The 23,487-nt window shown below is 61.9% G+C and carries 20 protein-coding genes; 3 read left to right on the top strand and 17 right to left on the bottom strand.

The annotated features are described in order from the left end of the window. Positions 1 to 344 precede the first annotated feature (344 nt). From FBZ93_RS31995 to FBZ93_RS31980, 4 genes are all read right to left on the bottom strand, one after another. Positions 345 to 656, bottom strand: a complete 312-nt coding sequence (locus FBZ93_RS31995) for a DUF736 domain-containing protein (protein WP_146991411.1) — start codon at positions 654 to 656, stop codon at positions 345 to 347. 644 nt (positions 657 to 1,300) lie between these two features. Beyond that, entirely contained in the window at positions 1,301 to 1,840 is a 540-nt protein-coding gene (locus FBZ93_RS31990) for a S26 family signal peptidase (RefSeq protein ID WP_208764088.1), read from the bottom strand. Further along, positions 1,830 to 2,048, bottom strand: coding sequence for a helix-turn-helix domain-containing protein (locus FBZ93_RS31985; protein ID WP_074127327.1), 219 nt, complete (start codon positions 2,046 to 2,048; stop codon positions 1,830 to 1,832). The genes FBZ93_RS31990 and FBZ93_RS31985 overlap by 11 nt, the downstream gene beginning before the upstream one ends. Before the next feature lie 154 nt (positions 2,049 to 2,202). Next, positions 2,203 to 3,012, bottom strand: a complete 810-nt coding sequence (locus tag FBZ93_RS31980) for a DUF2285 domain-containing protein (protein WP_146991410.1) — start codon at positions 3,010 to 3,012, stop codon at positions 2,203 to 2,205. 265 nt (positions 3,013 to 3,277) lie between these two features. On the opposite strand from FBZ93_RS31980, the gene FBZ93_RS41135 reads away from it, so the two are divergent. Continuing rightward, complete coding sequence (locus FBZ93_RS41135; RefSeq protein WP_208764087.1) at positions 3,278 to 3,424, top strand: hypothetical protein; 147 nt, start codon at positions 3,278 to 3,280, stop codon at positions 3,422 to 3,424. A gap of 255 nt (positions 3,425 to 3,679) precedes the next feature. Here FBZ93_RS41135 and FBZ93_RS31970 read toward each other — a convergent pair whose 3' ends face one another. From FBZ93_RS31970 to FBZ93_RS31920, 12 genes are all read right to left on the bottom strand, one after another. Then, entirely contained in the window at positions 3,680 to 4,180 is a 501-nt protein-coding gene (locus FBZ93_RS31970; protein ID WP_146991409.1) for a thermonuclease family protein, read from the bottom strand. Positions 4,181 to 4,318: 138 nt separating this feature from the next. After that, on the bottom strand, positions 4,319 to 4,465 hold the full coding sequence (locus tag FBZ93_RS40840) for a hypothetical protein (RefSeq protein WP_167529309.1): 147 nt from the start codon (positions 4,463 to 4,465) through the stop codon (positions 4,319 to 4,321). A 278-nt stretch (positions 4,466 to 4,743) separates the two neighbouring features. Further along, positions 4,744 to 5,754 (bottom strand): ArdC family protein, encoded by a 1,011-nt coding sequence (locus FBZ93_RS31965; protein ID WP_146991557.1) that lies wholly within the window; start codon positions 5,752 to 5,754, stop codon positions 4,744 to 4,746. Between the two features lie 306 nt (positions 5,755 to 6,060). Beyond that, positions 6,061 to 6,585, bottom strand: a complete 525-nt coding sequence (locus tag FBZ93_RS31960) for a hypothetical protein (RefSeq protein ID WP_146991408.1) — start codon at positions 6,583 to 6,585, stop codon at positions 6,061 to 6,063. A 123-nt stretch (positions 6,586 to 6,708) separates the two neighbouring features. Beyond that, a complete protein-coding gene (locus FBZ93_RS31955) occupies positions 6,709 to 7,344 on the bottom strand; it encodes an acyl-homoserine-lactone synthase (RefSeq protein ID WP_246667737.1) in 636 nt (211 codons plus the stop codon). A 188-nt stretch (positions 7,345 to 7,532) separates the two neighbouring features. Beyond that, positions 7,533 to 8,258, bottom strand: coding sequence for a helix-turn-helix transcriptional regulator (locus tag FBZ93_RS31950; protein ID WP_146991407.1), 726 nt, complete (start codon positions 8,256 to 8,258; stop codon positions 7,533 to 7,535). A gap of 136 nt (positions 8,259 to 8,394) precedes the next feature. Then, a complete protein-coding gene (locus tag FBZ93_RS31945) occupies positions 8,395 to 11,481 on the bottom strand; it encodes an alpha-mannosidase (protein WP_167529308.1) in 3,087 nt (1,028 codons plus the stop codon). Positions 11,482 to 11,483: 2 nt separating this feature from the next. Continuing rightward, positions 11,484 to 12,734, bottom strand: coding sequence for an AGE family epimerase/isomerase (locus tag FBZ93_RS31940; RefSeq protein ID WP_146991405.1), 1,251 nt, complete (start codon positions 12,732 to 12,734; stop codon positions 11,484 to 11,486). A gap of 151 nt (positions 12,735 to 12,885) precedes the next feature. Beyond that, positions 12,886 to 13,761, bottom strand: coding sequence for an SDR family oxidoreductase (locus FBZ93_RS31935; RefSeq protein ID WP_246667735.1), 876 nt, complete (start codon positions 13,759 to 13,761; stop codon positions 12,886 to 12,888). A gap of 58 nt (positions 13,762 to 13,819) precedes the next feature. Next, complete coding sequence (locus tag FBZ93_RS31930) at positions 13,820 to 15,040, bottom strand: serine hydrolase domain-containing protein (RefSeq protein ID WP_146991404.1); 1,221 nt, start codon at positions 15,038 to 15,040, stop codon at positions 13,820 to 13,822. Positions 15,041 to 15,047: 7 nt separating this feature from the next. Further along, a complete protein-coding gene (locus FBZ93_RS31925) occupies positions 15,048 to 16,580 on the bottom strand; it encodes an MFS transporter (protein WP_146991403.1) in 1,533 nt (510 codons plus the stop codon). A gap of 78 nt (positions 16,581 to 16,658) precedes the next feature. Continuing rightward, positions 16,659 to 18,257 carry a carbohydrate porin gene (locus FBZ93_RS31920; protein ID WP_146991402.1) on the bottom strand — a complete coding sequence of 533 codons (1,599 nt, stop codon included), beginning with the start codon at positions 18,255 to 18,257 and terminating at the stop codon, positions 16,659 to 16,661. A gap of 288 nt (positions 18,258 to 18,545) precedes the next feature. On the opposite strand from FBZ93_RS31920, the gene FBZ93_RS31915 reads away from it, so the two are divergent. Both FBZ93_RS31915 and FBZ93_RS31910 read left to right on the top strand, forming a co-directional pair. Continuing rightward, positions 18,546 to 20,063, top strand: coding sequence for an AMP-binding protein (locus FBZ93_RS31915; protein WP_146991401.1), 1,518 nt, complete (start codon positions 18,546 to 18,548; stop codon positions 20,061 to 20,063). Beyond that, positions 20,060 to 21,265, top strand: coding sequence for a TetR/AcrR family transcriptional regulator (locus FBZ93_RS31910; RefSeq protein WP_146991400.1), 1,206 nt, complete (start codon positions 20,060 to 20,062; stop codon positions 21,263 to 21,265). The genes FBZ93_RS31915 and FBZ93_RS31910 overlap by 4 nt, the downstream gene beginning before the upstream one ends. A gap of 275 nt (positions 21,266 to 21,540) precedes the next feature. On the opposite strand, the gene FBZ93_RS31905 is transcribed toward FBZ93_RS31910, so the two are convergent. Then, positions 21,541 to 23,463, bottom strand: a complete 1,923-nt coding sequence (locus FBZ93_RS31905; RefSeq protein WP_146991399.1) for a hypothetical protein — start codon at positions 23,461 to 23,463, stop codon at positions 21,541 to 21,543. Positions 23,464 to 23,487: the final 24 nt, after the last annotated feature.

Here is a 23,487-nt window from a genome sequence, read left to right as displayed (position 1 = left end):
AGCGCCCCTGGTGGCTTTTGCTTTGCTCAAATTGCCATGCGCCTGAAATACAAACCACCCGCGGAGTTGGATTCACCCAATCGATGGGCAATGACCCCGGCCCTGCAACCAGTGCCGATCACCTTGCGGCCGATCGCGGCAACGGGCTCAACACTGGGTTCGGCGATCGACAATCCGAACGCAACGCGACGCGAAATCTCAAGAGATCCGCGGGCACGCCGTGCAAATCCCCCTAGCTTGTCGTCCTTTCGCCGGCGGCGGAGCTCGCCTCTCGGCGGAGATATCGTCCGCACCAAACGCAAAAGCCCCGCCTCCGAGGAGGCGGGGCTGATGATCCGGTGCGATCAGTCGCCGCTGCGGCGCGACCAGATCAGGGTGAAACCCTCGTCGCCTTCGACCTTGACCAGCGAGGCGTAGATCGGAGCCGGGAAGCTCGGATCGTCGAGCTTGACCGAGAGATGTTCGCGATCGCTGTCGCGGACGGTCTTCTTCCAGGCGGCGCCGAACTCGGTGGAACCTGCGAAGATGTGGTAGTCGGGAGCCTTGTCGTTATCCTTCTCGGACGCCGTGAACTTGGCCTTGATGTTCAGCGTCAGCGTCTTGATCGAGCCGCTGTAGCCGTTGTCCGAAGCAGTGAAGGTGCCGATGGTAGCCATGGTAATCTTCCTCTGTTGCTCGGGCCGCGTCCATCGCAGCCTCGATGGCGATCCTTAGGCTTGAGGAGCGATCGGCCCGCAGCCTTAAGGCCCGCAGCACCAGCGGAGGACGGCGAAAGCCTGCTTTTTTGTCTTGCGCGAGGAATGCCGCCGCCGGCAGGGGAAAAAAGCAAGCGTGAGCTGTTGCGGGAAGGCGATCGAGGCTCTTGCCGTCCCTCGGCCCTGATCAGCCCATTCGAGGCTGTGTTGGACGCGAGCCCAGGCTCGAACTGACGAAGATTTTCGTGGCTTCCGGGACAGAGCGAAGGGACACGGCGCAATCGATCCGGCCACATGCCAACTTCTCAGATCAATCGCAAAGAAGACGTAGTTCGGCAAGCGCGGCGACCCCAGTCGCATTTCGCACGAGGAAACGATGGCGCCGCCAGAATCGTCCACTCAGGCGCAGCGTCCGCTCTGATCACCACCTGGCTGCGGCAAACGGCGAGAGCTGGACGGATCGTATCCCGGGTCGGAGAACGGCTTGCGTCAGGACCTGGCGCTCTGCATCGATCGGACCGGCTACGTGCCATTAGGCTCGCGCCCGCCGGAATTGGAGGAAGGCGCGCGCCGTTTCGGGGCGCGCGCCCGTCGTCACCGGCCACTCAGTTGTCCGGGCTCCACGTCCAAAGCGGACGCGCGACGCCAAGAATGTCGCACCTCAGGACCGGCCCGAAATACCTGGAATCAAACGAGAGGGGATGCGGTTGGAGCAAGAAATACTCCCCGTCGACGAGCCGCATGCAGCCCTCCCAGGACGGCAGCGGCCGGCCTGCGTGGTCCTTCTCCTGCACTTCGGCAACGACCTTTCCACTGATCGAAATCGCATCCGCCGCTTGCTTTGAGCGGCAGACCTCGTCGCCGGCAACCGCCGCTACCTGCTTGAGCAGCGAAACTGCGGGCGGCACGATCTCGTGTGCAACTATCAGGAGCTCGATCGAAGGCGGTGGCCTCAGCAGTGCAAGCTCTCCCCTTACAGGCAGACGCGGCTCGATATAGTAGAAGCCAATCGGCGCGCTGCCGGAGGCATTGTAGACGAGGAGTGGCGCGCGATCGGCAGAGGCAACGAGCAGCGCGACGATGCCACCGCACATCGTTGCGAGGATCGCGCCCCTTCTGAAGCGACGGCGTGGATCAATCCGCATCGGAGGTCGACCTCCGCTTGCTGGCTTGCGAGAATTCCACGAGATCCTCGATATGATAGCGGACGTAGCGGCCGTGCTTCCGGTACACGGGCCCGCGCCCCTGCACGCGCATTTTTTCCAGCGTGTTCTTGGTGAGCCTCAGCCAGGCCGCCGCTTCCGCCGTATTCAGGAATGGCCTGTCAGGCTGCTTGTCTTCCATTTTCGTCATGTGGTCCGGCACTCCCTCTCGCAGCGCCCGCAAGGCACGGGATGCGAGGAGAAGCGTCGTCAGATCGTACGGGAATCCGAGTGGCGAAGATCAACCGGCGCGGTTTGCCACCCCGTGCGGGCAGGTCTCGTCCAGCGAGCGGCAGGTTGCCCAGTCAGCCGAGAAGATCGCGGTATCCGCCCTTCATCAGCTCGGTGCCCTTGGCAACCAGCCGTCGTGTCCGGTCTTTCAGAAACTGGCTCGGTCCCAGCCATTCGTCGGCGACCATCTTCGCGCCGAAGATCGTGGTCGCGATCTGCCGGTAAGTCTTGCCGTTCAGGCTCTCGTCGAGCGCAAGCAGCGCCTGGCGAAGCCGCTCGTCGCCACCAAACGACGAGGTTCCGGAGGGCGCGGTCTCTCTCACCATGAAGCGCTGCAGGCGCTTCAAGAGTTCAGTCTGGGTCGCAAGGTCCGACAGGCTTTCGAGTTCGAAGACCGGCCGGAACCGCCGGGTCAGAACCGGGAGATCGTGGAGTTCGACGGCGACATGGATGCCCCTGCCCTTCATCAGCACGAGCGGCAAGCCGTCAGGGTCGATGACCACGTGACGCTCGACCATGAAGTCGGCGAGCACCTGGGCCCCCTCGCGATCACCCAGACTTGGCGGAACCGCCCTCAACCGCACCACTCTTTTCAACGCGCGCGGATGCCAGAACACGGGCGCCTGACGCGCGGCGAGTGCGGGGTCTGAGAAAGCCAGAAGGCCCCATTTTTCGGCATGCGGGAAGCGCCGGGGCAACCGCAACAACCGTGTGCCGTCGATCAGCGTAAGGCAGGGCAGATGCTGCGGGACGGAGCGTCGCCAGTCCGCGGCATAGTTGACGTTGCGCCGCAGGAACTCCCACGCCCAGTCGGCCGCATCGAAGCGGGTCTCCTCGGAAACCCATCCGCCGCCGTCGTGCCGTGTCCGTCTGTGATGCGGCATGTTCAAGAAGGTCCACCACGCCTTGAGGTTGCTTATGATCGTTCCGGCCGATTAGGGCAAGAGAACGGCCCGCGCCTCGCCCTGCGTAAGCGCAACGCATGCTCGACGCACCGGCGATGCGTCGACAAATCGAGAAGCGCCACGGCAGGCAACGGATGCAGCACCTCACGCATCCGCAAAGCATCAGCGGCACGCAGCATCACTGATCAGTCCGCAACGCGTTAACCTGACGTGGTAACAATCTTGCTAGCTTCGTATTAGCTTGATGGTGCGCGCACCGGCTCCCGGCGCCCGCACATTCGTCAAGCCAACCAAGCACGAGGACGACATGGCCAAGAAAGCCAAGAAAGCGAAGAAGACGGCGAAGGCGACCAAGAAGGTCGCCAAGAAGACCAAGAAGATGAAGAAGTAAGCGCGCGGTTTCTCCGCACGCTTAGGCCGCCGCGGCCTTGCCAGTCCCGCCGATCGTGGCGATGACAAGGCCGGATGCATCGCAAGCTGTCCTTTCCGAGCCGCGGCGACGATCAGGCCGGCCCCATGTGCACATGGCTCAAGAGCCACTGGATTGATGCACATGGGTCCGGTTTCCTTGCTTCCTGTTGCGGATCCTTCTTGCGGCGGCTGTCGTTCGCTGCGGTCCCGCCGATCTGCCCTTGACGGTTGCTCGCTATCGCTGCCCGCCCATCTCTTCGGCGGAGCAGGCATTTGGCCCTCCTCCGGCGCCGACGCATTGACGATAGCGCCAGGGCTCGACAAATCGTCCGCTCCACATGCCGCTTTGCTTGCTTCGCGCCACGGCTTCAGCCGGCGCGTAGTCACCCTTGCTGTAGCGCGGCCAGTCGATCGCAAGCCCGCCGCGCACCAGCCAGTCGGCAAGGTCGATATTGCCGACGCTGCAGACGGCGACCGACCGCCCGTACCGGTCGCGGTCGACCTCGACACAGGCCACGGTCTGCCTGCCAATAAAGGCGCCCAGCGCGTTTGCGGCCACTTGCCCACAGCGGTAGTGGCCGCCGTGCGGATCGCGGCAGAGCTGGTCGTGCTCTGGCGCGTCGATCCCGTAGAGGCGCACGCGCGTGCCATGGATTTCGATGGTGTCGCCATCGATCACACTCGCCTGCCCGGCGACGTCGCCGGCGCGCGCCCAATCGGCCGGTGTCGCGGCCATCACGAGCAGCGCAAAGGCGCGCCTTGCGAGTTGCCTACCCCCCTCAACCTGGTACTGCCTCGCTGCAGCTCCGGTGGCATGGTCAGCGCTGACGCGATCTTCCCGGATGGCCGGTTTGCACATGTCCGGACCCGCTGCCTATGGCCCTCCGACGGTCAGCGAGGACACGACCCGCAGCAGCATCACGAGCGTCGCGGTGAGCGTCGCCCCTCCGACTAAAAACTGCGCCACACACCGCTTCACCATGGCACGGCCGTCAACAAAGATGCTGAATGCGTTTGGCATGGCCCGGCTCCGTCCAGTTCCTTCCGTGGATCGAGCCGGATTCATAGTCTGAGTCGCTGTGCCGGTGCCGCAAGCTTATTTCCCCGGGCGTTAGGGTTTGATTCACGACTCGGGGCCTCCCGACAAGCGGTTGCGGCGGAGGTCTCTGCGGGCGAATCGGTAAGGCTCGCCTCCACTTGGCCGAATCGATCCGGCCGTCGGCCGCTCCAAGCGTCATGAGCGTGAGGCGGTCGCGCCACGCACAGCGTCACCGCCGCCTCTGCTCTTCCCTCCCTGCGTCAACCTGGCCGTTGCAGATGGTCGGCCGCGCCGTTGGCGGTCATGTCCGACGCATCGACGGCTGCCGCTGAGACCGCGAGAACCTGCGGGCGGAAGGCCAGCAGGAAGTCTGCGGCCTTTGAAGCCCTGCTTGCGGCGTGGAAGATCGCCCGGTTGTCGCCGCGCAAAACATCGATCCAGTTGCCGATATAGTCGGCATGCCGGACCGTCGGACAAATGGAGAGCGTCGCGCAGACGAATGCCGCCGTCATCTCGGCGACCAGTTCCTCGCTGGCGTAGGGTTTGGACCCGAAACTGCCGGTCTGATCGCGCTTCAACCGGCTGGCGTGCCCGGTCCAATGCCCGAGCTCATGGAACAGAGTGCGGTAATAGTTGATCTGGTCGAAGAAGGCCGGTTGCGGCGGCAGCTGGACGTAGTCCCGTTCGCACTCGTAATAGGCCTCGTCTCCGCCGTGGTGGATATCAGCAAGCGTTGCGCGAGCAAGCGCCTCGGCCTCCGGCACGATCTCTCGTTCGGGCAGAGGCGATGCCTGGTCGTGACAATGGTCCGGCAGGCCGTCGCATTGGGCGATGTTGAAGACGGTATAGCGCCGCAGAAACGCAACCGCTTGCGGCTCGACCACCTCGCTCGAAGCGCCAGACGGATCTCGTCGCGATTCCGTCCGGCGCTCCTTGGGCACGAACCTGTCGGCATAGCAGATGCCGACGCCATGTTCGCCCTTGCGAACCGTTCCACCAAGCGTAATGGCCTGCCGGAAGGTGAGCCACTGCTGCGAGGGATAGCCTTCGTCGAACAGCCTGCCCCACAGGATCAGGATGTTGATCCCGGAATAGGTCCAGCCGGTCGCAGCATTACGCGGCAGGCCTATGGCGGATTGCTCCACACCGCTTCCCCAAGGCTGCACCCACGGCACAATGCCCTGCTCGAGTTCGGAAACGATCCGGTCGGTGACTTCTTGATAAAGCGTCGCGCGCGGCCTCTCCGCGCGCCGGCCTTGCTCGTTTGACATGCTTCTCGTCCTTGCTTTCTTCCCCGCGCAGGTCCCCGGAGGTGGGGTGGGCGGCGAAAGCGACCGGACGGCCCCGAACGCAGAGGCAAGCCGCACCGGAACGGCCGGAGCGGCAGCGGAGGACCGCGGTCAAAGACAAGGTTGCTAAGTGGGAATTGATCGGAGCGCGGTTGCGGCTTGCCGGTTCGGGGCTATACGAGAGCACCGCCCACCCCGCCGATGGGGGCCGCAAACAAGAGAGCGCCGGCCGCCTGAGGCCGGCTCAGCGCCGCCGCCGCGAAATGCGCGACCGTCTTCATCACCCGGTCAGCCCAAGAATTGTCTTACCAATTGCCTGAGATCCCGGTCGCCGATCTGAACGGACCACTCCAGCACGGTTTGGCGAACGGTCGTCGGTATGATGCCGTGAAGCACAAGCCGCTTGATCACCAGGGCCTCGTCGCCCTCGGACCGCTGGCACGACAGATCGATCAGCAATCGCACATCGTAGCCGAGCCACGCGCCCTGCAGCGCGAGCATGAGGATGTCCTCGTCGATCCAGCCCCCACCCAGGAGGACACAGCAGCCCTGCGAGGCATCGATATCACCGATGAATTCAGTATCCGTCCAAAGGTCTAGCGTGTCACTCGACAGACGGCAGATCGATGGATCGAAGGCAGTCGATCCGAGGTCTCCAATAGCGAAGGCCCGGACAGCGAACCACTCATGGCAGGCAGCAAGAAGCCTCAGGCTTTCTCTCGCCTTTCGCGCCCGCTCGCAGGTTTCACCCGCTGACAAGACCCGCGCAGGATTCACAAGGACAACCCTGCTCGTTCGAGGATCTGCCAGCATACAAGCAACCAATCCACTTCAGGCAATTCCTTGCCACGACACGCCGAGCATTACGCTATTGTCGGCAAGGATGGCCGTTCGTCCCTTGCAGCTTCGGCTGCTCGGCCTGCGGAGGGCGCCAACTCAGGCTTGTTCCGATTCCATGGGAATGCCCAGGACGGGTGATGAGATATCCGCCTGTCGGCATAATGCAGAGAATGCGCTGTCATTGCAGTGCAAGTACCCGGCTAGCGCCATCGTTCTGCCGAGCGGCCGCGGTGGCGCTATGCGTTGCAGAGGCCATCCCGCCCGACGAAGAATTCGCTCCATCCGGACATCGGTGACGGTAACGATCGAGCAGGACTCAGTGCGTCGCAGATACTCGATCATGGCAGCAAACAACATGAAGGTCGCACGGCTCAGTCCCCCGGTCGATGTATCTGCGAGCCTTTGCGTATCAACACAAAAACGGGAGCTTTCGAGGATACGACGATCGCGTGGCATTGGTGCGCCGGCAAGCAACGAGGCGAATACATCGCCAAGCATCGTAGGGCCGGTGGTTGGCAGCAGGCGCACACATCCCAGCACTTCCTTGCGATCGGACAGGACGGCCAGATAGGATGGACTGAGCGTATCGAACACGTCGAGCTCCATGTCGTTACTGACAGATACGTCCCATTCGAGCCGATCGTGGAATATCCGCCGCCTGAGCTGATACATCCGCGTTAGCAGATCAACGTTCTCTCCAAACTGATGGCTCTCGATTGCGACGGCGTGCATGCAAAGTCTCCCGACCCCCGGCGGAGACCACACAATCAGAGCGTGTTATTTGCTTCACCTGTTGAATCTGACAGGATGCAAACGTCGGGAAGAATGATCTAGCGATATCCAGCCGCGGACGAGGTAGATAAACTCAACTTAGAGTCATTCTTACCGATCCAGCGCTGCGCTGCCGCCTTCTCGGCGACTCATGAGAGCAGACCCCGGCGAAGTGCCTCGGCGACGCATTGCGCAATCGACGACGCGCCAAGCTTGGTCCGTGCGTTCTCAAGATGGAACGAAACGGTCCGCGACGAAATGCCAACGAGCACGGCGATGTCCGTCATGGTCTTCCCCTGAGCGCTCCAGGCCAGACATTGGCGTTCGCGTTGCGTCAAGATGTCTGGATTTGAACGCTGCAAGTATCCGCCTCTCCGCGCCGAGAGATGCGCATGAAAATAGAACGCAATCAGCTGAATGACCTCAAGCAGGTCCTGCCCTGGATGCTCGATCGAACGCGATCTCTCATCCACGGCGAGCGTGAACGCTACGGTGCGGCCAAACCCGCCCCTGATGGGAACCGTGAGTCCTGCCTTGATACCGAAAGTCCTGGCCTCATCGAAGAAATGGCGCTCTGCCTGGTTGGCTGTCCGATCGGGAGCTGTGCCTCCCCAGTCGAACAGCTTGTTTTCGCGGGATGCGCGGCGAATCACCGGGTCCAGCCGCTGATAGTCATATTCGGCATATCGCCGCGTCCAGCTCCTTGGGTAGGACGAGATGATGGCAGGCTTGCCGCTCGCAACATCGAGGTAAGCAAACCAGCGAAAGCCCAGCTGTTCGGCTACCCGCGTTGCCACCCTTTCAAAGCCACTCACCTCCTCTGCCGTGTGAATGGCATCGGCGAACTCTTCGAGCAGACGTTCAGGTGCCTTCATGTGCCGGCAGCCCGCTTCCCGGTAGGAGCCTCGATCTCGAGGACTTTCTCGACTCGCCCCGCAGATTGCTATTGCCGCGCGACGAGGACGCGCGTTGCTCGATCATCGCGCTCGCAAGCGAGTATGGAATGTTAGTCTAGTCGTCACCCAAAGCAGCCTGGAACACCCGGAGTGTCGCGATCTGGAACGGACGCAGGGACAGGTGGCAGGTCCGGCCGCCGGTGGGGATGGCCTGACGTCGATCTTCAAGAATGCTGCTCATCCACACCGATGCAACATGGACGCCAAAATCGATCATCGTACGAGCCTGAACGCCCGAGCTTTCGTAGAGCCGTACCACCCAGCCGTGTCCGTCCTCGGCCGGCTTGATCGTATCGACGACCACGTTAGGCGGAGACACCCGCAGGAGGGACTGTTGCAATGGCTCATGCGGCCGCCCCTTGATCCAGATCACCGGACGCGCAAAACGCAAGGCTCTCCCGACCGTATCGGCGGCGCGCCAATCGCCCTCATGGGGGTAGATCGCATAACGCATGCGGTGCCGCCCGATATCGGCTTTCGGATCGGGGGATGTGGCGCCGCGCAACAGCGTGAGCGCGAGCTGATTGCCGAACGTCGAATAGCCGTGCTTCGAGTCGCTGAACAGTGACACGCCGAAATCCGGGCCCGAGATATCCGACCAGCGATGGCCTGGGACCTCATACCTGGCAGCGTCCGCATCCGTATTGGCGTGGGTCGGCCTCTCGGTCGCGCCGAACATGGTTTCATAGGTCGCGCGCGATGCGCGGCAGGCGACGGGAAACATCACCTTCAGAAGCGTTCGGCGCTCCTGCCAGTCGACGGTGGTCTCAAATTCGAGGTGATGAGCGCCGGCATCCAATCGGATCACCTGTGTGAGCCGGCTCGCTTTTCCGAGTGCCCGCTCGAACCGTACCTCACCCCTCAGGCCAGCGTCCGACAAGACGCTGAAGTTTACCTCTCCCGCCAGTTCCCGAGCGGTCTCCAGCGCAAAAGGATCGATGTCCCATGCCTCGAAGTCGAGCGGCCTGTCATCAAGCAACAGAAACCGGGCACCGGCCGATGCCAGGGTCTCGCGGCCGGTCGGCAAGTGGACCAGCGACCAAACAAGGCCGGTGCGATCAATGCGCGCCTTGAGTTGCGAATTCGTCAGCACGAACCCGTCCGGATCGGCGGACACCGTGACGAACTCCTCCGTCGTGGCCGCCTCGCCGGCCGCGAACGGCGCGGCGACGACATAGTGCAGTGCGCCCTCGGGATCGGACGTAACCTCGGCGCGAGAGCTGCCGAGACTGTTGACCGGGGTCCAGTCGGCGCCGGTGGAGTCGCACAAGGTGGCCAGCAGTGCTTGGGTGCGGCACTTGGCCTGCTCCTCGACCGCAGCGAGATCAGCCTCTGCCCTCTCATAGACCTCGCGAATGCTGCTTCCTGGAACGATGTCGTGAAACTGATTGACCAGCAGCGTGCGCCACAGCCCTTCGATGTCCGCTGCCGACGGTGTCGGCCGCTCCCATGCACGCGCAATCGTCGCCGCGAATTCGAGGGCCTGAAGGCTGGCCTCGCATGCGCGGTTGAGACGCTTGATCTCTCCCTGTGTCGTGTAGGTACCGCGATGATATTCGAGATAGAGCTCGCCCTCGATCGTGGCCAGATCTTCAGCTGATACCGCCAGGTGATCGAAAAACTCGTCGACCGTGCGAATCTGGATCCTTGGCAGCCCCTGCAAGTCCTTCGCGCGCTGCAAGGTCTCGAGCATCGTCTCGTCGGGCCCGCCGCCGCCGTCACCATAGCCAAACAGATAGAGTGCGTCGGCCGACCGGTCAGCGTCCTTGTAGTTCGCCGCGTGATAGCGAAGCTCCGCGACCTGCGCCGAGCCATTGTAAGTATCCGCGGGAGGGAAATGGGTCAGCACCGTGGTGCCGTCGATGCCGCGCCAGTGGAAACTGTGATGCGGCGGCGAGGTGAACTTGTTCCAGGACAGCTTCTGGGTCAGGAATCGAGACATGCCTGCCAGCTGCATAAGCTGCGGCAGCTGGCCGTCATAGCCAAAGACGTCGGGATTCCAGAACACGTCGGAACGCTTGCCGAAAGTCCGCTCGAAGTAGCGCTGGCCATAAAGGAACTGGCGGCAGATCGACTCGCCCCAGGGCAGGTTGCAGTCGGGCTCCACCCAACTGCCGCCGACAGGAATCCATTGTCCGGCCAGGACCTTGGCGCGGATCCGCGCGAACAGGCCGGGGTCATTTTGCTCGATGATGGCGTATTGATAGGCCTGCGAACACGCGAACTTGAAATCGGGATAGCGATCCATCAGCGCAATCGCCGTCGAGAAGCTGCGCTGGGCCTTGCGCCGGGTTTCGTCCAATGGCCACAGCCAGGCCGTATCGAGGTGAGCATGGCCGATCGCCGATAGTTCATGGGCTACGCTGCCGTTGCGCGCAGCAAGCAAGTCGCGGAGCACCGCCCGCGCCCGCGGCCATGTCGCTCGATCGTCGGGGTCGGCGAGGTTGCATACACGGTTGAGGTCATGGAGCAACCTGCCGGCCCATGCTCTATCCAAGGCCGGTTGCACAACCTCGCCGACGCCTCCGTACGATCTCGACTTGGTCGAGGGATCACGATCGGCTTCGAGCTGGCGAAGGACATCAAAATCAAAATAGAATGCCGAGGCTTCTGGATCGAAGCGGCGCAGCTCGCACGCCGCCAGCGTATACGCTTGCGGCTCGTTGCCGAAGGCACCGAACAGGCCATTGCAGGCAATCTCGACATAGAAGGTGAAGCGCTCTCCCCCGTGTGCCGACCGGGACAGCGTCGCGGTGTGGCGGCCTGGATTAAGACCTTGTGACGAAAGGCCATTCAGCCAAAGCAAGGCTTCCGAGCGGCTATCCCAATAGAGGTCCACTCTCGCACCGGCCCAGTTCTCCGGCACCTCGGCCACAACGCGGACCCAATAGGTCGCCCAAAGCGGCCCGAGTGTCTGGTCCAGGGAAACCGGCCGATAGTCGAGCTTCAGTGCCTCTTGCAGACCGATGCGTTCTGTCGGACCGGCGAGCTCGAGGGAAACCACCGGCACACGATCGGAGTGAACCCTGCGCAGCAATCTCTGCGCAAAGCGCTCCAATCGGCCGCGCGTGTACCTGGGGTAGCGCCCGCGAGCCCGGGCGACCGCCGGGTCTTCCCCGCGCGTGTCCATCCTGTCGATCATTCCTAACCCGTATCGGAGCCGGCAGCGTCGCCGGCACCACATCCGATCACCGCAATTCCCGAAGATCTCGATGCCCGCACCGCCGCGCGCCGCTGGATCGCTTGATCAAGAGTATCTATCGCGCATACCAGATGGTAAAGTGAGCTCGCCGTGGCTGCTTCGGAGAATTCCCCGTTCGCAGACATCCGGTCCCACCATAGCCCCTTGATGGGCGTCTGCAGAAATCGCTCGAGACTTCCGCCCGCTTCGGCGGCTACGGCCCACCACGCTACTTCCCCGCGCTCCGCGCGTGCAACAGCCGCCTTCAGCCGTTCGGTTTGCGGCCAGAGCCGGGATGTGTCCTCAAGTACCGTGAAGTCGTCAAGAATTGCGTCGACGACGGCCGATCGAGGGCGCGCAACGCCACGCTCTTCGCCGATCTTCAGCAGTTGATCGGAAACCAGATAGACTGCGTCATTCCCCGTCGAATTAGCCCACTTGGTCAGAAGCCAAGACCATTCGAACTGATGTCCGGGTTCGATGATGCGACCGGCGATACCGGCCTGAGGTGACCAATCAGCGTTGAAGCATTCGTAGAGCGCTCCTCCAGCTCCGATGAAGCGTGTGAGCGCCAAGTCGACGATCTCCTGCGCCAACTGATGCCAGGTTCCACTAGCGTCAAGCTCGATCCAGGCCAAGCATGCCTCGAGAAGGTGCATGTGCGGGTTCGCATAGCGCAGCGATGACGGGCGGTCGCTCTCTAAAAAGCCACCTGCGGGATGCCGATATGTCCTTATCAGACAATCGCGCACCGAATGTGCAAGGCGCTCGGCTCGCCGCCGGGAATGCCGGGCCACCGCAGCGCCGGCAAGCATGACGAAAGCCTGATCATAGAGCGCCGCTCCATCTGACAGAATCATACCGTCATGTGAGAGCAGACTCCGAAAGAGGCCGTCTGCGCGCTGAAAATCGGCGAGGTATCTGTCAACGCTGCGCAGCACTGGCCGAACGTCCATTCGCGCGCCCAGGCGATTGGCGGTGAGCAAAGCATAAATCTGTCGCGCCGGCACTCTGGCCCTCCGGGCGGCCACCACGGGGTGGCCGCCTTGGGAAATGGCCTCACAGAAGCTGCCGGCGACATCGAGTCCGACCCTCGTCCACAGCGGAACAGCGTCATCCAATAGCCAGGCTCTCAGCCTTTGATGCACATGTCGGGCCGCGGCGAAGCCTACCCCCGGATCCGCCAATCGCGTCGAAGATGACTGACCTTCCATCTATCTGAGACCTATCCTGTAGTGTATGCCGTCATGCGAACGTGACCGCGAGCACTTGGTTCGGTTCCGAGCTCTTTGTGTCGAGATCATCGAGGAGGCAGGAAGATCTGGACATCACTCGATTTTCCGGACACGCGCTGGATCCGCCGACTTAGGATCCGTCGACTTTCAGACGGCCGAGCCCCCTCGCTTGCTCGGGCTCATCGCGCGAGAAGTTGACCGCATCCGCGGAAGTGTCTCCGAGGCTGACGCCACCATCGCAATTCAGAATGGCGCCCGTAATGTAGCTTGCCAGGTCGGACGCCAGAAACAGTGCAAGGTTCGCGACATCGTCCTTGGTGCCGTAGTCACGTAACGGGATTCGCGCCTTCGCCTGTGCTTCGAGTTCAGCCGTAGGCGCCAGCCGCGCCATGCCGACAGTATCCGCTATTGGTCCCGGCGAGATCGCATTCACCCGCACGCCAGCGGGGCCCCACTCCATTGCAAGGCATTTCGTCAGCATGTTGATCCCGGCCTTCGCGGCACAGGCGTGAGCTTGAAACATACTCGGAGTCGCGCCCTGTGGCGCCGTGATCGAGATCAGCGAAGCACCGGGTCTACGCAGATATGGAAATGCCGCTCTCAGCACGTTGAAGGTGCCGATCAGGTCGATATCGACAACCGTCCTGAAGGCATTAGCCGACATGCCTATCGCCGGCGCAAGGAAATTTCCGGCCGCTCCGGATACCACGATATCGATGCTTCCGAAGTGCTCCACCGTCTGCGCCAGGGCAGTATCAACCGGGCCGTAGTCCCGCACGTCGGCAACGAGCCCGATAGCCTCGTGTCCATCAGCCAGGAGGGTTCGGGCGGCCTCCGATATCCGGGCCTGACTGCGACTGACGACGGCGATCCGCGCGCCAGCACTTGCCAACGCGCGGCCGATAGCAAGATTGATTCCGCCAGATGCACCGGCGACGAATGCGACCTTGCCTTTAAGGGACCATGCCTTGTCGCTGAAAGGCATTGATGTTTGACGCACATGCATGTTGGAAGATCCATGTTCGAGTAGATTGCAAAGTCGGGCAAACGAAGGGATCTGAGTCCTACTTCTTCCACACGCCTTTGAGGTTCGATCGATAGCCGAGAGCCCGATAGGTCGCATCCACGAGCGATTGTCCCCGGCTGTTGAGCAGAAGTCCGGTACCCAGCAGGTTCATCGTATATCCAAAGCTCAGGCGCGCTTGCGGATCTGCGAATCCCAACGACCCGCCCGCCCCCGCGTGACCGAACGCCGCGCTGGAGAGCACGCAGCTCTGATCCGTGCCTGGCAGGGTGCGATTGTCGATTGACTTCATGAAGCCGAGACTGAACCGCGTTGGCATCAGGAGCGTCGCGTCTTCCTTCGTTGCCACCGCCACTTTGCGCAAGCGTGCAATCGCGTGCCGCGCCAGCAGCCGCTTGCTCGCAATCAGCGCGTAGAGACCGGCCAGACCACGCGCATTGGTCACACCGTTGACCGCGGGAATTTCGGCCGCGCGTCCTTCGCGGCTCCTGAAGTCAAAGCCACCGGTATTGGCGAGGAAGAGATGTGCCGGCGAGTCTGGCTGCTGCAACGCCGCGAGCATGAACCGCGACGACGGGATCGTCTCGTCGTAATGCGGCTGATAAAGCTCTGCTACATGGTCTTCGAGATCCACCGGCAGTCCGATCCAGAAGTCCAGCCCATTTGGGATGGCCAGCTCTTCTCGAAAGAATTTACCAAGGCTGCGTCCGGTGATCCGCCGCACGATCTCGCCGATAATCCATCCGAACGTAAACGCGTGATATCCGCACTGCGACCCCGGCGGCCAGAATGGCTCGGCACGCGCAATGAGATCGGTCATGTACGCAGCATCGTAGAAGCCGCCCGGCTTGACCGCCTCCCGGAGGTGCGGCAAGCCCGCTGTATGGTTGAGCACCATGGCAACGGTTGTTTTCTCTTTGCCAGCCTGCGCGAATTCCGGCCAATACCGGGCAACGGGCGCATTGAGGTCGAGCAGCCCGCGTTCAACCAGCAGATGGGCACAGAGCGCCGTTGCTCCCTTCGTCGCCGAAAACACCAGCGAGATGGTATCTCGTGTCCAGCGCGCGCCGTTTGAACTTGCTTGCCCGCCCCAGAGGTCGACCACCTTGCGGCCCTCGTGCAAGACGCAAACGCTTGCCCCGAGCTCGCCACGCTCCACAAAATTGGCGCAGAACGCCTGCATGACCGGCTCGAACTCGCGATCGTAGCGGCCCTCGATCTGGCTGCCACCGATTCTCTTGAGAACATCAATAACGCGCATCCGCTACTCAATTCCTATGACTTGATTGTTGCGAAGCCGGGCGCGCGGCCACGGATCGGCGCGATGCAAGGCGCGCCAGGTTCGCTTCATGGGCCGCGCGCGTGATGGGGAACGCAGCGATCAAGCCGATTGAGAGCAGATACAGAGCCGCCTGGATGGGTAGCGCGGTAAGCGCCAGATCTCTCAAGACTTCCTCACTAACCTGACCAGGCACTGCCTCTTCAGGAAAATGCACGAGGGTAAGGATCATGCCTGACGTAAAGAGGCCGACGCCCGACACGCATTTCTGCGCGAATGTGTTTGCCGAGAAGAACAGTCCTTCGGAACGCCGCCCGGTCGACAGCTCGCTTTCCTCGCTGACATCGGCAAGCATGGAAGCTGTGAGGATAGATGAGCTCACGATCAATGTTAGAGAGATAGTGATCGTGACCAGGAGGACCGGCAGGAGCAGTGGAGATCCGTTGGCGGGGAAGCAGTCCGACAGCCGCAGAACGAATGGGCAATAGTAGAAGACGATCGACAGCAGCCAAAGCGCGATGGCCGACCGTTTCTTGCCGAAACGGCGCGACAGCCTTGGCGCGGCGACTGCACCAAGGGCCGACGCCACTAGCACTCCCAGCATCAAGACCGACAGCTGATCTGAGTTGAAGCCCCAGAAGTAGGTGTTGAAATAGGTGCTCAGCGTAATCTGGATTCCGGCCGCCATGGCACTGCATACGCCGGCGGCCAACAGGACCAGAAACGCTCGATTGGAGAAGCTCCCCGCCATCTCTCTTAAGGCAGCGACGATGCCTCCTGCCCTATGTCCAGGCTGCTGAAGCCAGGGAATCTGTCGCTGCGTACCGGCTGCAGAAACGAGAATCGCAACGCACATGATGACGCTCGCGACAACTCCGTAGTTTGCATATCCGTCCGGGTTGAGCTGGCCGACAGGATGATCGCTGTCTGGCCGAAGGAAGACGATGAAGGCAACGAATGCCATACTGACACCGCCGAACCAGGCGAAGAACGTCCGATAGCTGAGAAGGCCCGTTCGGATGTCATAATCGTTCGAGAGCTCGGCGGCCAAGGCAGAGCTTGGTATCTCGTAGAGCGCCAGGAAGCTGCGCACCACGATAATGGTCACGAGCAAGTAGATCGCGAGCGCCGCGTGGCTCCAATTTGACGGTGCGTTCCATAGCAGGAGATAGGTCAGTCCGGCCGGTACTGCGGCGACATACATGAACGGATGACGCCTCCCCCAGGCGGAGCGCCACCTGTCGGAAATGTGACCAATGATCGGATCGATGAATGCATCGAGCAGCAACGCAACCATCGCGATGGTTCCGACCAATCGCGCGGAAAGCCCCATCACCTGGTTATAGTAGAGCAGCAGGAGGACATTGAAGCCGTTGTCCTTGATGCCGAATGCAAGGGAGCCGACACCGTAGAGTAACCGCGTGACCGGACTGATCGGCGGCCTATTCGCGACCATCGGTGAAGGAGCAGTCCCGTCAAAATTCGCTCTGAGATTCATGTTGGAAACCTTTTTGGGGCGCACGGTCAGGCTCGTGAGCCCGCACCGTGCTTTGCCAGTTGGTTTGACGGCTTCAACCGCAAGGACCACGCGGCGCGCGGCTCAGAATGCGGTCGTCAAGCTCGCCATGAAGTTGAGCGAATTCTTCAGCCGCGGCGTCGCACTCGGATGAACGTTGTAGCTTGTGCCCAACATGAGATAGACGCCCGGATTCAGCCGGAACGAGTTGCTGACCGTTACCGACGCATAGTCGCCGAAGGGTCTGATCCCGGTGAGTGCCGCCTGAAAGTCGAGAGCCGATTTGCTCAGCGTGGTGTAACCAAGAATGAGGGCGGTCTGATCCATCGGGCGCCCGGGAATGATCCCCATGCCGTAGATGCGCCCCTCATAATAATTCTGATACATGTTCTTGTTGGGATCGGATGTCATATAGAAGCCTCCCACGTAGTAGCCTTGATAGGCCTCATAGGGGGCGGACGAGATCTGGGAAATCTGAACGTCAGCCGCCGCGTAGAAGCCCCAGTTGGTGTCGGTCTTGCGTCCGGCGGAAAAGTCGAAATAGGGCGAGGTATTGTACATGCCGCCGGCGCGGACCCAGACCGATCCCTGTGTGGGTGACGAAAACGTCTTGTAGCCGAACTCATCGATGAACAGAGCCTTGGCATCCGGGCTGGAGAATCCAATGCCGATTGGATTGGCTTGCTGTTCGATGTCAGCTCCGTCCGGCGAAATGCTCCGCTGCACGCCAGCCTTGTTGTAGAAATTGTACGGCAGGTTGATCATGAGGTTGGCGCCTGGCGCAGGCACACCCTGCCGCGAGAGACCAAGCTCGTAGGGGACAAGGGCCTGAGGCCCCGTCGCCATGCTGGCAGCCACAAGCAAGCCGAGGTAGTTCTGCGCGTTGTAGAACACGCCAGCCTGAAGCTGCACGGTATCGTCCAGCAGCGACTGGAAGTAGTAGAGGTTCGCAAACTTGGCTCCGGATGGGCCGAGTGGCTCCCAGGTTGTCCCGGTCAACATGGCTCCGACCGAGAGCTGGCCGCCCGTCAGCCCTACCCGGCCAAGGTCATAGCTGAGCGTCACTTCCGAAAACGAATAAGTCGTTGGTATCTGCCCTTGATAGGTTTGCGGCTTGGGCGGAGCGTTGTTCAGCATGTTGGCGGTGAACGTGTTCGTGCTGTAGGCGACGTAGCCGATGCCATATTCGGCCAACGCCGTTCGTAGCCCGTTGGGATCCTGGAAGATGGATTCCGCAGCGGGCGGAACGGTAGTGATCCAGCCCTTCATGGACAACTTGTCGAAGGCGGCGAACTTGATCATCTTCGCGACCTCCGGAGACATGGCGCCACCAGCAGATGGCGCCGATGTCGAGCTCGGCCCCGCGGACCAGGCGCGCGAGACAGTTGCAGCCGCAGCAGATTCGGACTGCGCCGGAGGCGCGGCTGGGGCTGCGGCCTGAGCCGGCTTCTTGCGCCCGGCTACTTGTTTTGCGGGCAGGTGGCCCCCCTTCGCCCTCCCCGCGCCGTCTTTCGTCTCGGCGTGCGCCGGTGTCCCAACCAGGAGGGCCAGCGAAGCACACGCGGCAATCCCCGCGTGAAACCACACTGCTGGCCGTGCAATTGCAGCATCGGCCAGGCCGCGCGCTCGCCCGCCGCCAAGATCGCGCCGCCCGCCACCGCAATCTCTCTCAAGTCCATCCATGATCCATCCTCCCCGTCATATTTTATGTTTTGAGTATGTTATTTTTGTTTCGAGTATCCTCTACAACCCCAACAATCACGCCGTCAAGCGCCGGCACAAGCGTAGCAAGCGGCCGCTATATCTCGCATTAATTCGCGAAATACCCGGCAAAACCAAGCCGATAGCACACGGGACGGCGCGACCAAGACGCATGGCGCAACAAACTCAACTCCATTTATTTTTGTTTTGGGTTTGTTGAATGCGGATTATGATGAGGCAATCCAGATCAACAAAAGGGCAGACAGCGCGATGATCGAAACACCCCACGCAATCTCAATCGGCGCGAAAATCGCGAATCTTGCCTGGGATTCGCCGTCGGCGGACTGTGTCACTTTCGAGGGCGTCACCCTGACGCGGGAGGAATTGCACCTCTCATCAAACCGGATGGCTCACGCACTGGCAGCGAGAGGCGTCAGCCTGGGGGATTTCGTCAGCATTGCCTTGCCCAACGGGCTCGATTTCGTGGTCGCGACGTGTGCGGTCCTGAAGCTTGGAGCCATTCCGCAACCCGTCTCCGCCAAGCTGCCGGACAAAGAGCTCGAGGCAATCTTGTCTCTGGCTTGCCCTCGCGTGGTGATCCGCGCTGCGGTGGCGCGGCCTTCTGACGTGACGCCGGCGATGCTGATTGGGGAAACCATCGATGAGACGGATCTACCCGATCGGATCTCCCCCGCGCTCAAGGCTCCGACGTCTGGAGGATCCACCGGGCGACCGAAGTTGATCGTGTCTGGTCGAGCAGGTGTCGTCCAACCGGATGAGGGAGATTTCTACGGGATCAAAAGGGGTGATATCGCCGTGATGCCCGCCCCGCTCCATCACAACGCCCCGTTCTCGCTGGCTCTTATCGCAATTCTTGCCGGCGCCCACCTGGTATTGATGCGCAAGTTCGATCCCGAGGAGCTTCTGCAGATTGTAGCGCGCCGCCACGCTACCTGGCTTTATCTCGTCCCCACGATGATGCGCCGGATCTGGCAACTGCCCCAGGAGGTTCGGGACAGGTGCGACATTTCCTCGCTTCGCACTGTCTGGCACATGGCCGCCCCCTGCCCGCCGCAGCTCAAGGAGGCCTGGATCGGATGGATTGGCGCGGACAAGCTGTGGGAATTATACGGCGGGACAGAGAGCCAGGCAGTGACGGTCATCGGGGGCCAGGACTGGCTATTGCGCCGCGGATCGGTCGGCCGTCCGGTCATGGGCGAGATAGCGATTTTCGATGATAAAGGACGACAGCTAGCGCCCGGGATTGTCGGCACCGTCTACTTGAGGATGCCCAGCAGCGGGAAGCCGACATACCGCTACATCGGCGCCAGTGCCGAGCGGATCGGAGAGTGGGAGACGCTAGGCGATCTCGGCTGGATGGACGAAGACAACTATCTCTACCTCACAGACCGGCGCACGGACATGATCCTCGTCGGAGGCGCTAACGTCTATCCTGCCGAGGTCGAGGCGGCACTGGAGGAACATCCACTCGTCGCGACGAGCGCCGTCATCGGCCTTCCCGACGAGGATCTCGGCCATCGCGTTCATGCCATCGTGCAGGCCCCCACAACAATCGACCTCGACGAGCTCAACGGCCATCTGGCAGAACGCCTGGCCGGCTACAAGCGCCCACGATCCATAGAGATTGTTGCCTATCCGTTGCGAGACGATGCCGGTAAAGTACGACGATTCCAGTTGCGAGCCGACCGCGTACAAGGGGCGGCTTCTGGTGAGGTATCGAGCGTGTCAGACAAGGAACCAATGCCGCTTGAAGGTAGGTCGCAGTGACGGCAGCTGCGAGCCAATCCAGGCCGAAACGCTTCCGTCGCCGTGAGGCGGTGCTGGGCGTCGCGATCCAGTTGATCAACGAAGTCGGCCTGCGAGGAATGACCTTCGTCGAAGTTGCAAACAAGCTCGGCATTGTTGCAACCGGCATTGCATATTATTTCCGCCGTAAAGAGCAACTGGCGAGCGCGTGCTACGTTTCGTCTCTGGAGCGCATCCAGGGCTTCATCGCTTCGGCAGACGGAACAACCGTCGAAAGTCGGCTCAAGTCCTTCCTGTCCAACTACTGCCGGTATCTTCAGGATGTGGCGGCCGGACGTGCGCTTGCGATCGTTCGTTTCGACGAGGTTCGCGTCCTTGCGGACCCAGCCGTTGACGATGCCATGGCTCAAACATTCGGCAAGTTTCGTCAGTTGCTGCGCAATCCCGCAGACAGGCGGAGCCGGGTTTCCAATGCCCATGCTCACCTGCTCTTCTCCTGGATCTTCTGGATGCCGGCGTTGCTCGAGCGGCACTCCGAAGACGAATACGACGCAATAGCCGGCATCGTTCTCAAGATATGGTTGGACGGCGTGTCGCCCCGCCCCCTCGCTGGCGGACGGCCTCGCGGTTTGGCGTATCGATCTCCGCACGGGGATGATCGGGCTGAGGACTTCCTGAAAGCTGCAACCAAAGTGCTTAATGAGCAAGGCTATGCGGGTGCATCGGTTGAGCGCATATCGGCTGCGCTGAACGTCACCAAGGGTTCGTTCTATCACCACAACGAGGCGAAGGACGATCTGGTCGTGTCATGTTTCGCACGCTCGCTGGCGCTCGTGCAGGCGGCGAAACAACAGGCAGCCAGTCTCCCAGCCTCGGGGGCAGAGAAACTCTGGGCGTTGACCGTCCACCTGATCGAGCATCAATTGCTCGGAGAGGCGCCGCTGCTCTCGATGTCCGCTCTGATGACACTCCCCAAGCACATTCGCGCCGATCTGCTGCATAAGTCCGACCGCATCACCAATGGATTCGTCCTATTGTTCAGCGAGGGTATGGCGGATGGCACGATCAGAACCACTTCGCCCGTTGTGGCCGCATGGATGTTCTCATCGATGATCAACGCTGCCGTCGACCTGCGGGTGTGGGTCCCCGACTTGACCGTCGAGAACGTCGCTGATCTGTTCGTGCGGCCGTTCTTTGAAGGCTACGCAAGGTCCCTTGCGTAGTCAGAACGCACCTGCGACTGACCTCCGCCGTGGATGCAATGAACAGCTAAGCTGAGCTGTGTCGCCCTCACGGGCTGTTCACGCTCGATCTTCCCCCATGCATTCGCATCAGCTGCAGAGATTGGATGAATCAGCCACTGTTCGGGATTGCAGCTAGTTCGCTCCGGAGAAGGTAGCGCTCGTGAGGACCCGCGGCGAGGGCTTCATCGCATCGCTCACCGCCCAGGTAAACGACCGGTCCTCGAAACCGACCTTGTCTCCGCCATCTGGCGTTCTCACGCATGTTGCGGTGGGGCGAGAGTGTTCTGAGCAACCGGTGGATCAATCACGGACGTCCCGCCATGGCCATCGTTGGAGGTCACAAACGTTGATGCCAGATAGTTACCGAGCAGCACGATGCTAGCTATGTGCGTGCCGTCGGTGACGGTAAGGGTGCCACTTGAGCTTGTTCCGCTGAAGGTGGGCGTTTGAATGCCCGCAAAGTTGAGGTCCGCGAAATCGATGTTGTCTTGCGCGGTCATGCCCGCGACGGTGCCGCTGAAGCTGGAGGAATTGTCAAGCTTGAGCGTCCCGGTGCTGCCTTCGAATGTCACCGCATTGGCGAACGCGCCCGGCAATTCCAGCGTGGCACCACTCGCGACGATTGCCGTGCCCTCTCCCGTCACGCTGAAGGGTTGCCACGCGCCCGAGAGATCGCCGTCATTGGCGCGAACCCACAACTGATCCGTTCCGGATCCGGCCACATACGTCGTCTGTGCAAGTTGCGCGGCGGTGATGTCGACTTCCTGGTTGGCGGGCTCAACCGTGCCATTGACGACCCAGTGTCCGTTGCCCTGGGTGTCCCAAAGCGCAAACTGGGTCATGGTATCGCCATCGGCATCGGTTGCGCTGAACAGGCTGGAGGCCGCGAAGGTCTGCCCAGGGACAGTCAGGAGGTTCGAGGCGGACGGTGTTGCAACCGGCGCCGTATCGGGCCCCGGCGTCGCCGTGAATGCTTGCCACGCCCCCCACAGGTCGCCGTCATTGGCCCGGACATACAGGGTATCCGGCGTCGATCCGGTCGGCCCGAACACATAGCTCACGTGAGACAGGTTGGTCGCCGACACATCGATCTCGACGCCCGCCTGCTGTGCCACGCCGTTGACGACCCAGTGCCCGCTGCCGCCGGTGTCCCAGAACGCGTATTGAGTGATGGCATCACCATCGGTGTCGTTCACCGTGAACAGGCTCGTTGCTGCGACCGAGAACTCCCCATGCGTCGCCGTCACGTTGGAAGCCGACACCGCCGGCACCGTATCGGGCCCCGGCGTTGCCGTGAACGCCTTCCACGCCCCCCACAGGTCGCCGTCATTGGCCCGGACATACAGCGTGTCCGGCGTCGATCCGGTCGGTCCGAACACGTAGCTCACCTGCGAGAGGCTCGCCGCCGACACGTCGATCTCGGTGCCAGCCGCCTGGGCCACGCCATTGACGACCCAGTGTCCGCTGCCGCCGGTGTCCCAGAAGGCATATTGGGTCATCGAATCGCTCTCGGCATCGGCCACCGAGAACAGGCTCGATGCTGCGACCGAGAACTCGCCATGCGTCGCCGTCACGTTGGACGCCGACACCACCGGCGCCGTATCGGGCCCCGGGGTTGCAGTGAATGCTTGCCACGCACCCCACAGGTCGCCGTCATTGGCCCGGACATACAGGGTATCCGGCGTCGATCCGGTCGGCCCGAACACATAGCTCACGTGAGACAGGCTGGTCGCCGACACATCGATCTCGACGCCCGCCTGCTGTGCCACGCCGTTGACGACCCAGTGTCCGCTGCCGCCGGCGTCCCAGAACGCGTATTGGGTGATGGCGTCACCATCGGTGTCGTTCACCGAGAACAGGCTCGTTGCTGCGACCGAGAACTCCCCATGCGTCGCCGTCACGTTGGAAGCCGACACCGCCGGCGCCGTATCGGGCCCAGGCGTTGCCGTGAACGCCTTCCATGGCCCCCACAGGTCGCCATCGTTGGCCCGGACGTACAGGGTATCCGGCGTGGAGCCGGCCGGCCCGAACACGTAGCTCACCTGCGAGAGGTTCGCCGCCGACACGTCGATCTCGGTCCCGGCCGCCTGCGCCACGCCATTGACCACCCAGTGTCCGCTGCCGCCGGTGTCCCAGAAGGCATATTGGGTCATCGAATCGCTCTCGGCATCGGCCACCGAGAACAGGCTCGATGCTGCGAC

The sequence above is a fragment of the Bradyrhizobium macuxiense genome (assembly GCF_007993935.1).
Classification (GTDB): Bacteria; Pseudomonadota; Alphaproteobacteria; order Rhizobiales; family Xanthobacteraceae; genus Bradyrhizobium; species Bradyrhizobium macuxiense_A.
The sequence above is the reverse complement of the archived record's forward strand: the minus strand, read 5'-3'. Positions and strand labels throughout refer to the sequence as shown.

Bases quoted from the DNA above. Each gene is read 5' to 3' on its own strand.
- FBZ93_RS31930 (WP_146991404.1), bottom strand. From the start codon at position 15,040: ATGCGCGTTATTGATGTTCTCAAGAGAATCGGTGGCAGCCAGATCGAG.
- FBZ93_RS31945 (WP_167529308.1), bottom strand. From the start codon at position 11,481: ATGATCGACAGGATGGACACGCGCGGGGAAGACCCGGCGGTCGCCCGG.
- FBZ93_RS31950 (WP_146991407.1), bottom strand. From the start codon at position 8,258: ATGAAGGCACCTGAACGTCTGCTCGAAGAGTTCGCCGATGCCATTCAC.
- FBZ93_RS31985 (WP_074127327.1), bottom strand. From the start codon at position 2,048: ATGACGAAAATGGAAGACAAGCAGCCTGACAGGCCATTCCTGAATACG.
- FBZ93_RS31915 (WP_146991401.1), top strand. From the start codon at position 18,546: ATGATCGAAACACCCCACGCAATCTCAATCGGCGCGAAAATCGCGAAT.
- FBZ93_RS31920 (WP_146991402.1), bottom strand. From the start codon at position 18,257: ATGGATGGACTTGAGAGAGATTGCGGTGGCGGGCGGCGCGATCTTGGC.
- FBZ93_RS40840 (WP_167529309.1), bottom strand. From the start codon at position 4,465: ATGCCAAACGCATTCAGCATCTTTGTTGACGGCCGTGCCATGGTGAAG.
- FBZ93_RS31995 (WP_146991411.1), bottom strand. From the start codon at position 656: ATGGCTACCATCGGCACCTTCACTGCTTCGGACAACGGCTACAGCGGC.
- FBZ93_RS41135 (WP_208764087.1), top strand. From the start codon at position 3,278: ATGGTGCGCGCACCGGCTCCCGGCGCCCGCACATTCGTCAAGCCAACC.
- FBZ93_RS31955 (WP_246667737.1), bottom strand. From the start codon at position 7,344: ATGCACGCCGTCGCAATCGAGAGCCATCAGTTTGGAGAGAACGTTGAT.
- FBZ93_RS31990 (WP_208764088.1), bottom strand. From the start codon at position 1,840: ATGCGGATTGATCCACGCCGTCGCTTCAGAAGGGGCGCGATCCTCGCA.
- FBZ93_RS31960 (WP_146991408.1), bottom strand. From the start codon at position 6,585: ATGCTGGCAGATCCTCGAACGAGCAGGGTTGTCCTTGTGAATCCTGCG.
- FBZ93_RS31970 (WP_146991409.1), bottom strand. From the start codon at position 4,180: ATGGCCGCGACACCGGCCGATTGGGCGCGCGCCGGCGACGTCGCCGGG.
- FBZ93_RS31940 (WP_146991405.1), bottom strand. From the start codon at position 12,734: ATGGAAGGTCAGTCATCTTCGACGCGATTGGCGGATCCGGGGGTAGGC.
- FBZ93_RS31965 (WP_146991557.1), bottom strand. From the start codon at position 5,754: ATGTCAAACGAGCAAGGCCGGCGCGCGGAGAGGCCGCGCGCGACGCTT.
- FBZ93_RS31980 (WP_146991410.1), bottom strand. From the start codon at position 3,012: ATGCCGCATCACAGACGGACACGGCACGACGGCGGCGGATGGGTTTCC.
- FBZ93_RS31935 (WP_246667735.1), bottom strand. From the start codon at position 13,761: ATGCATGTGCGTCAAACATCAATGCCTTTCAGCGACAAGGCATGGTCC.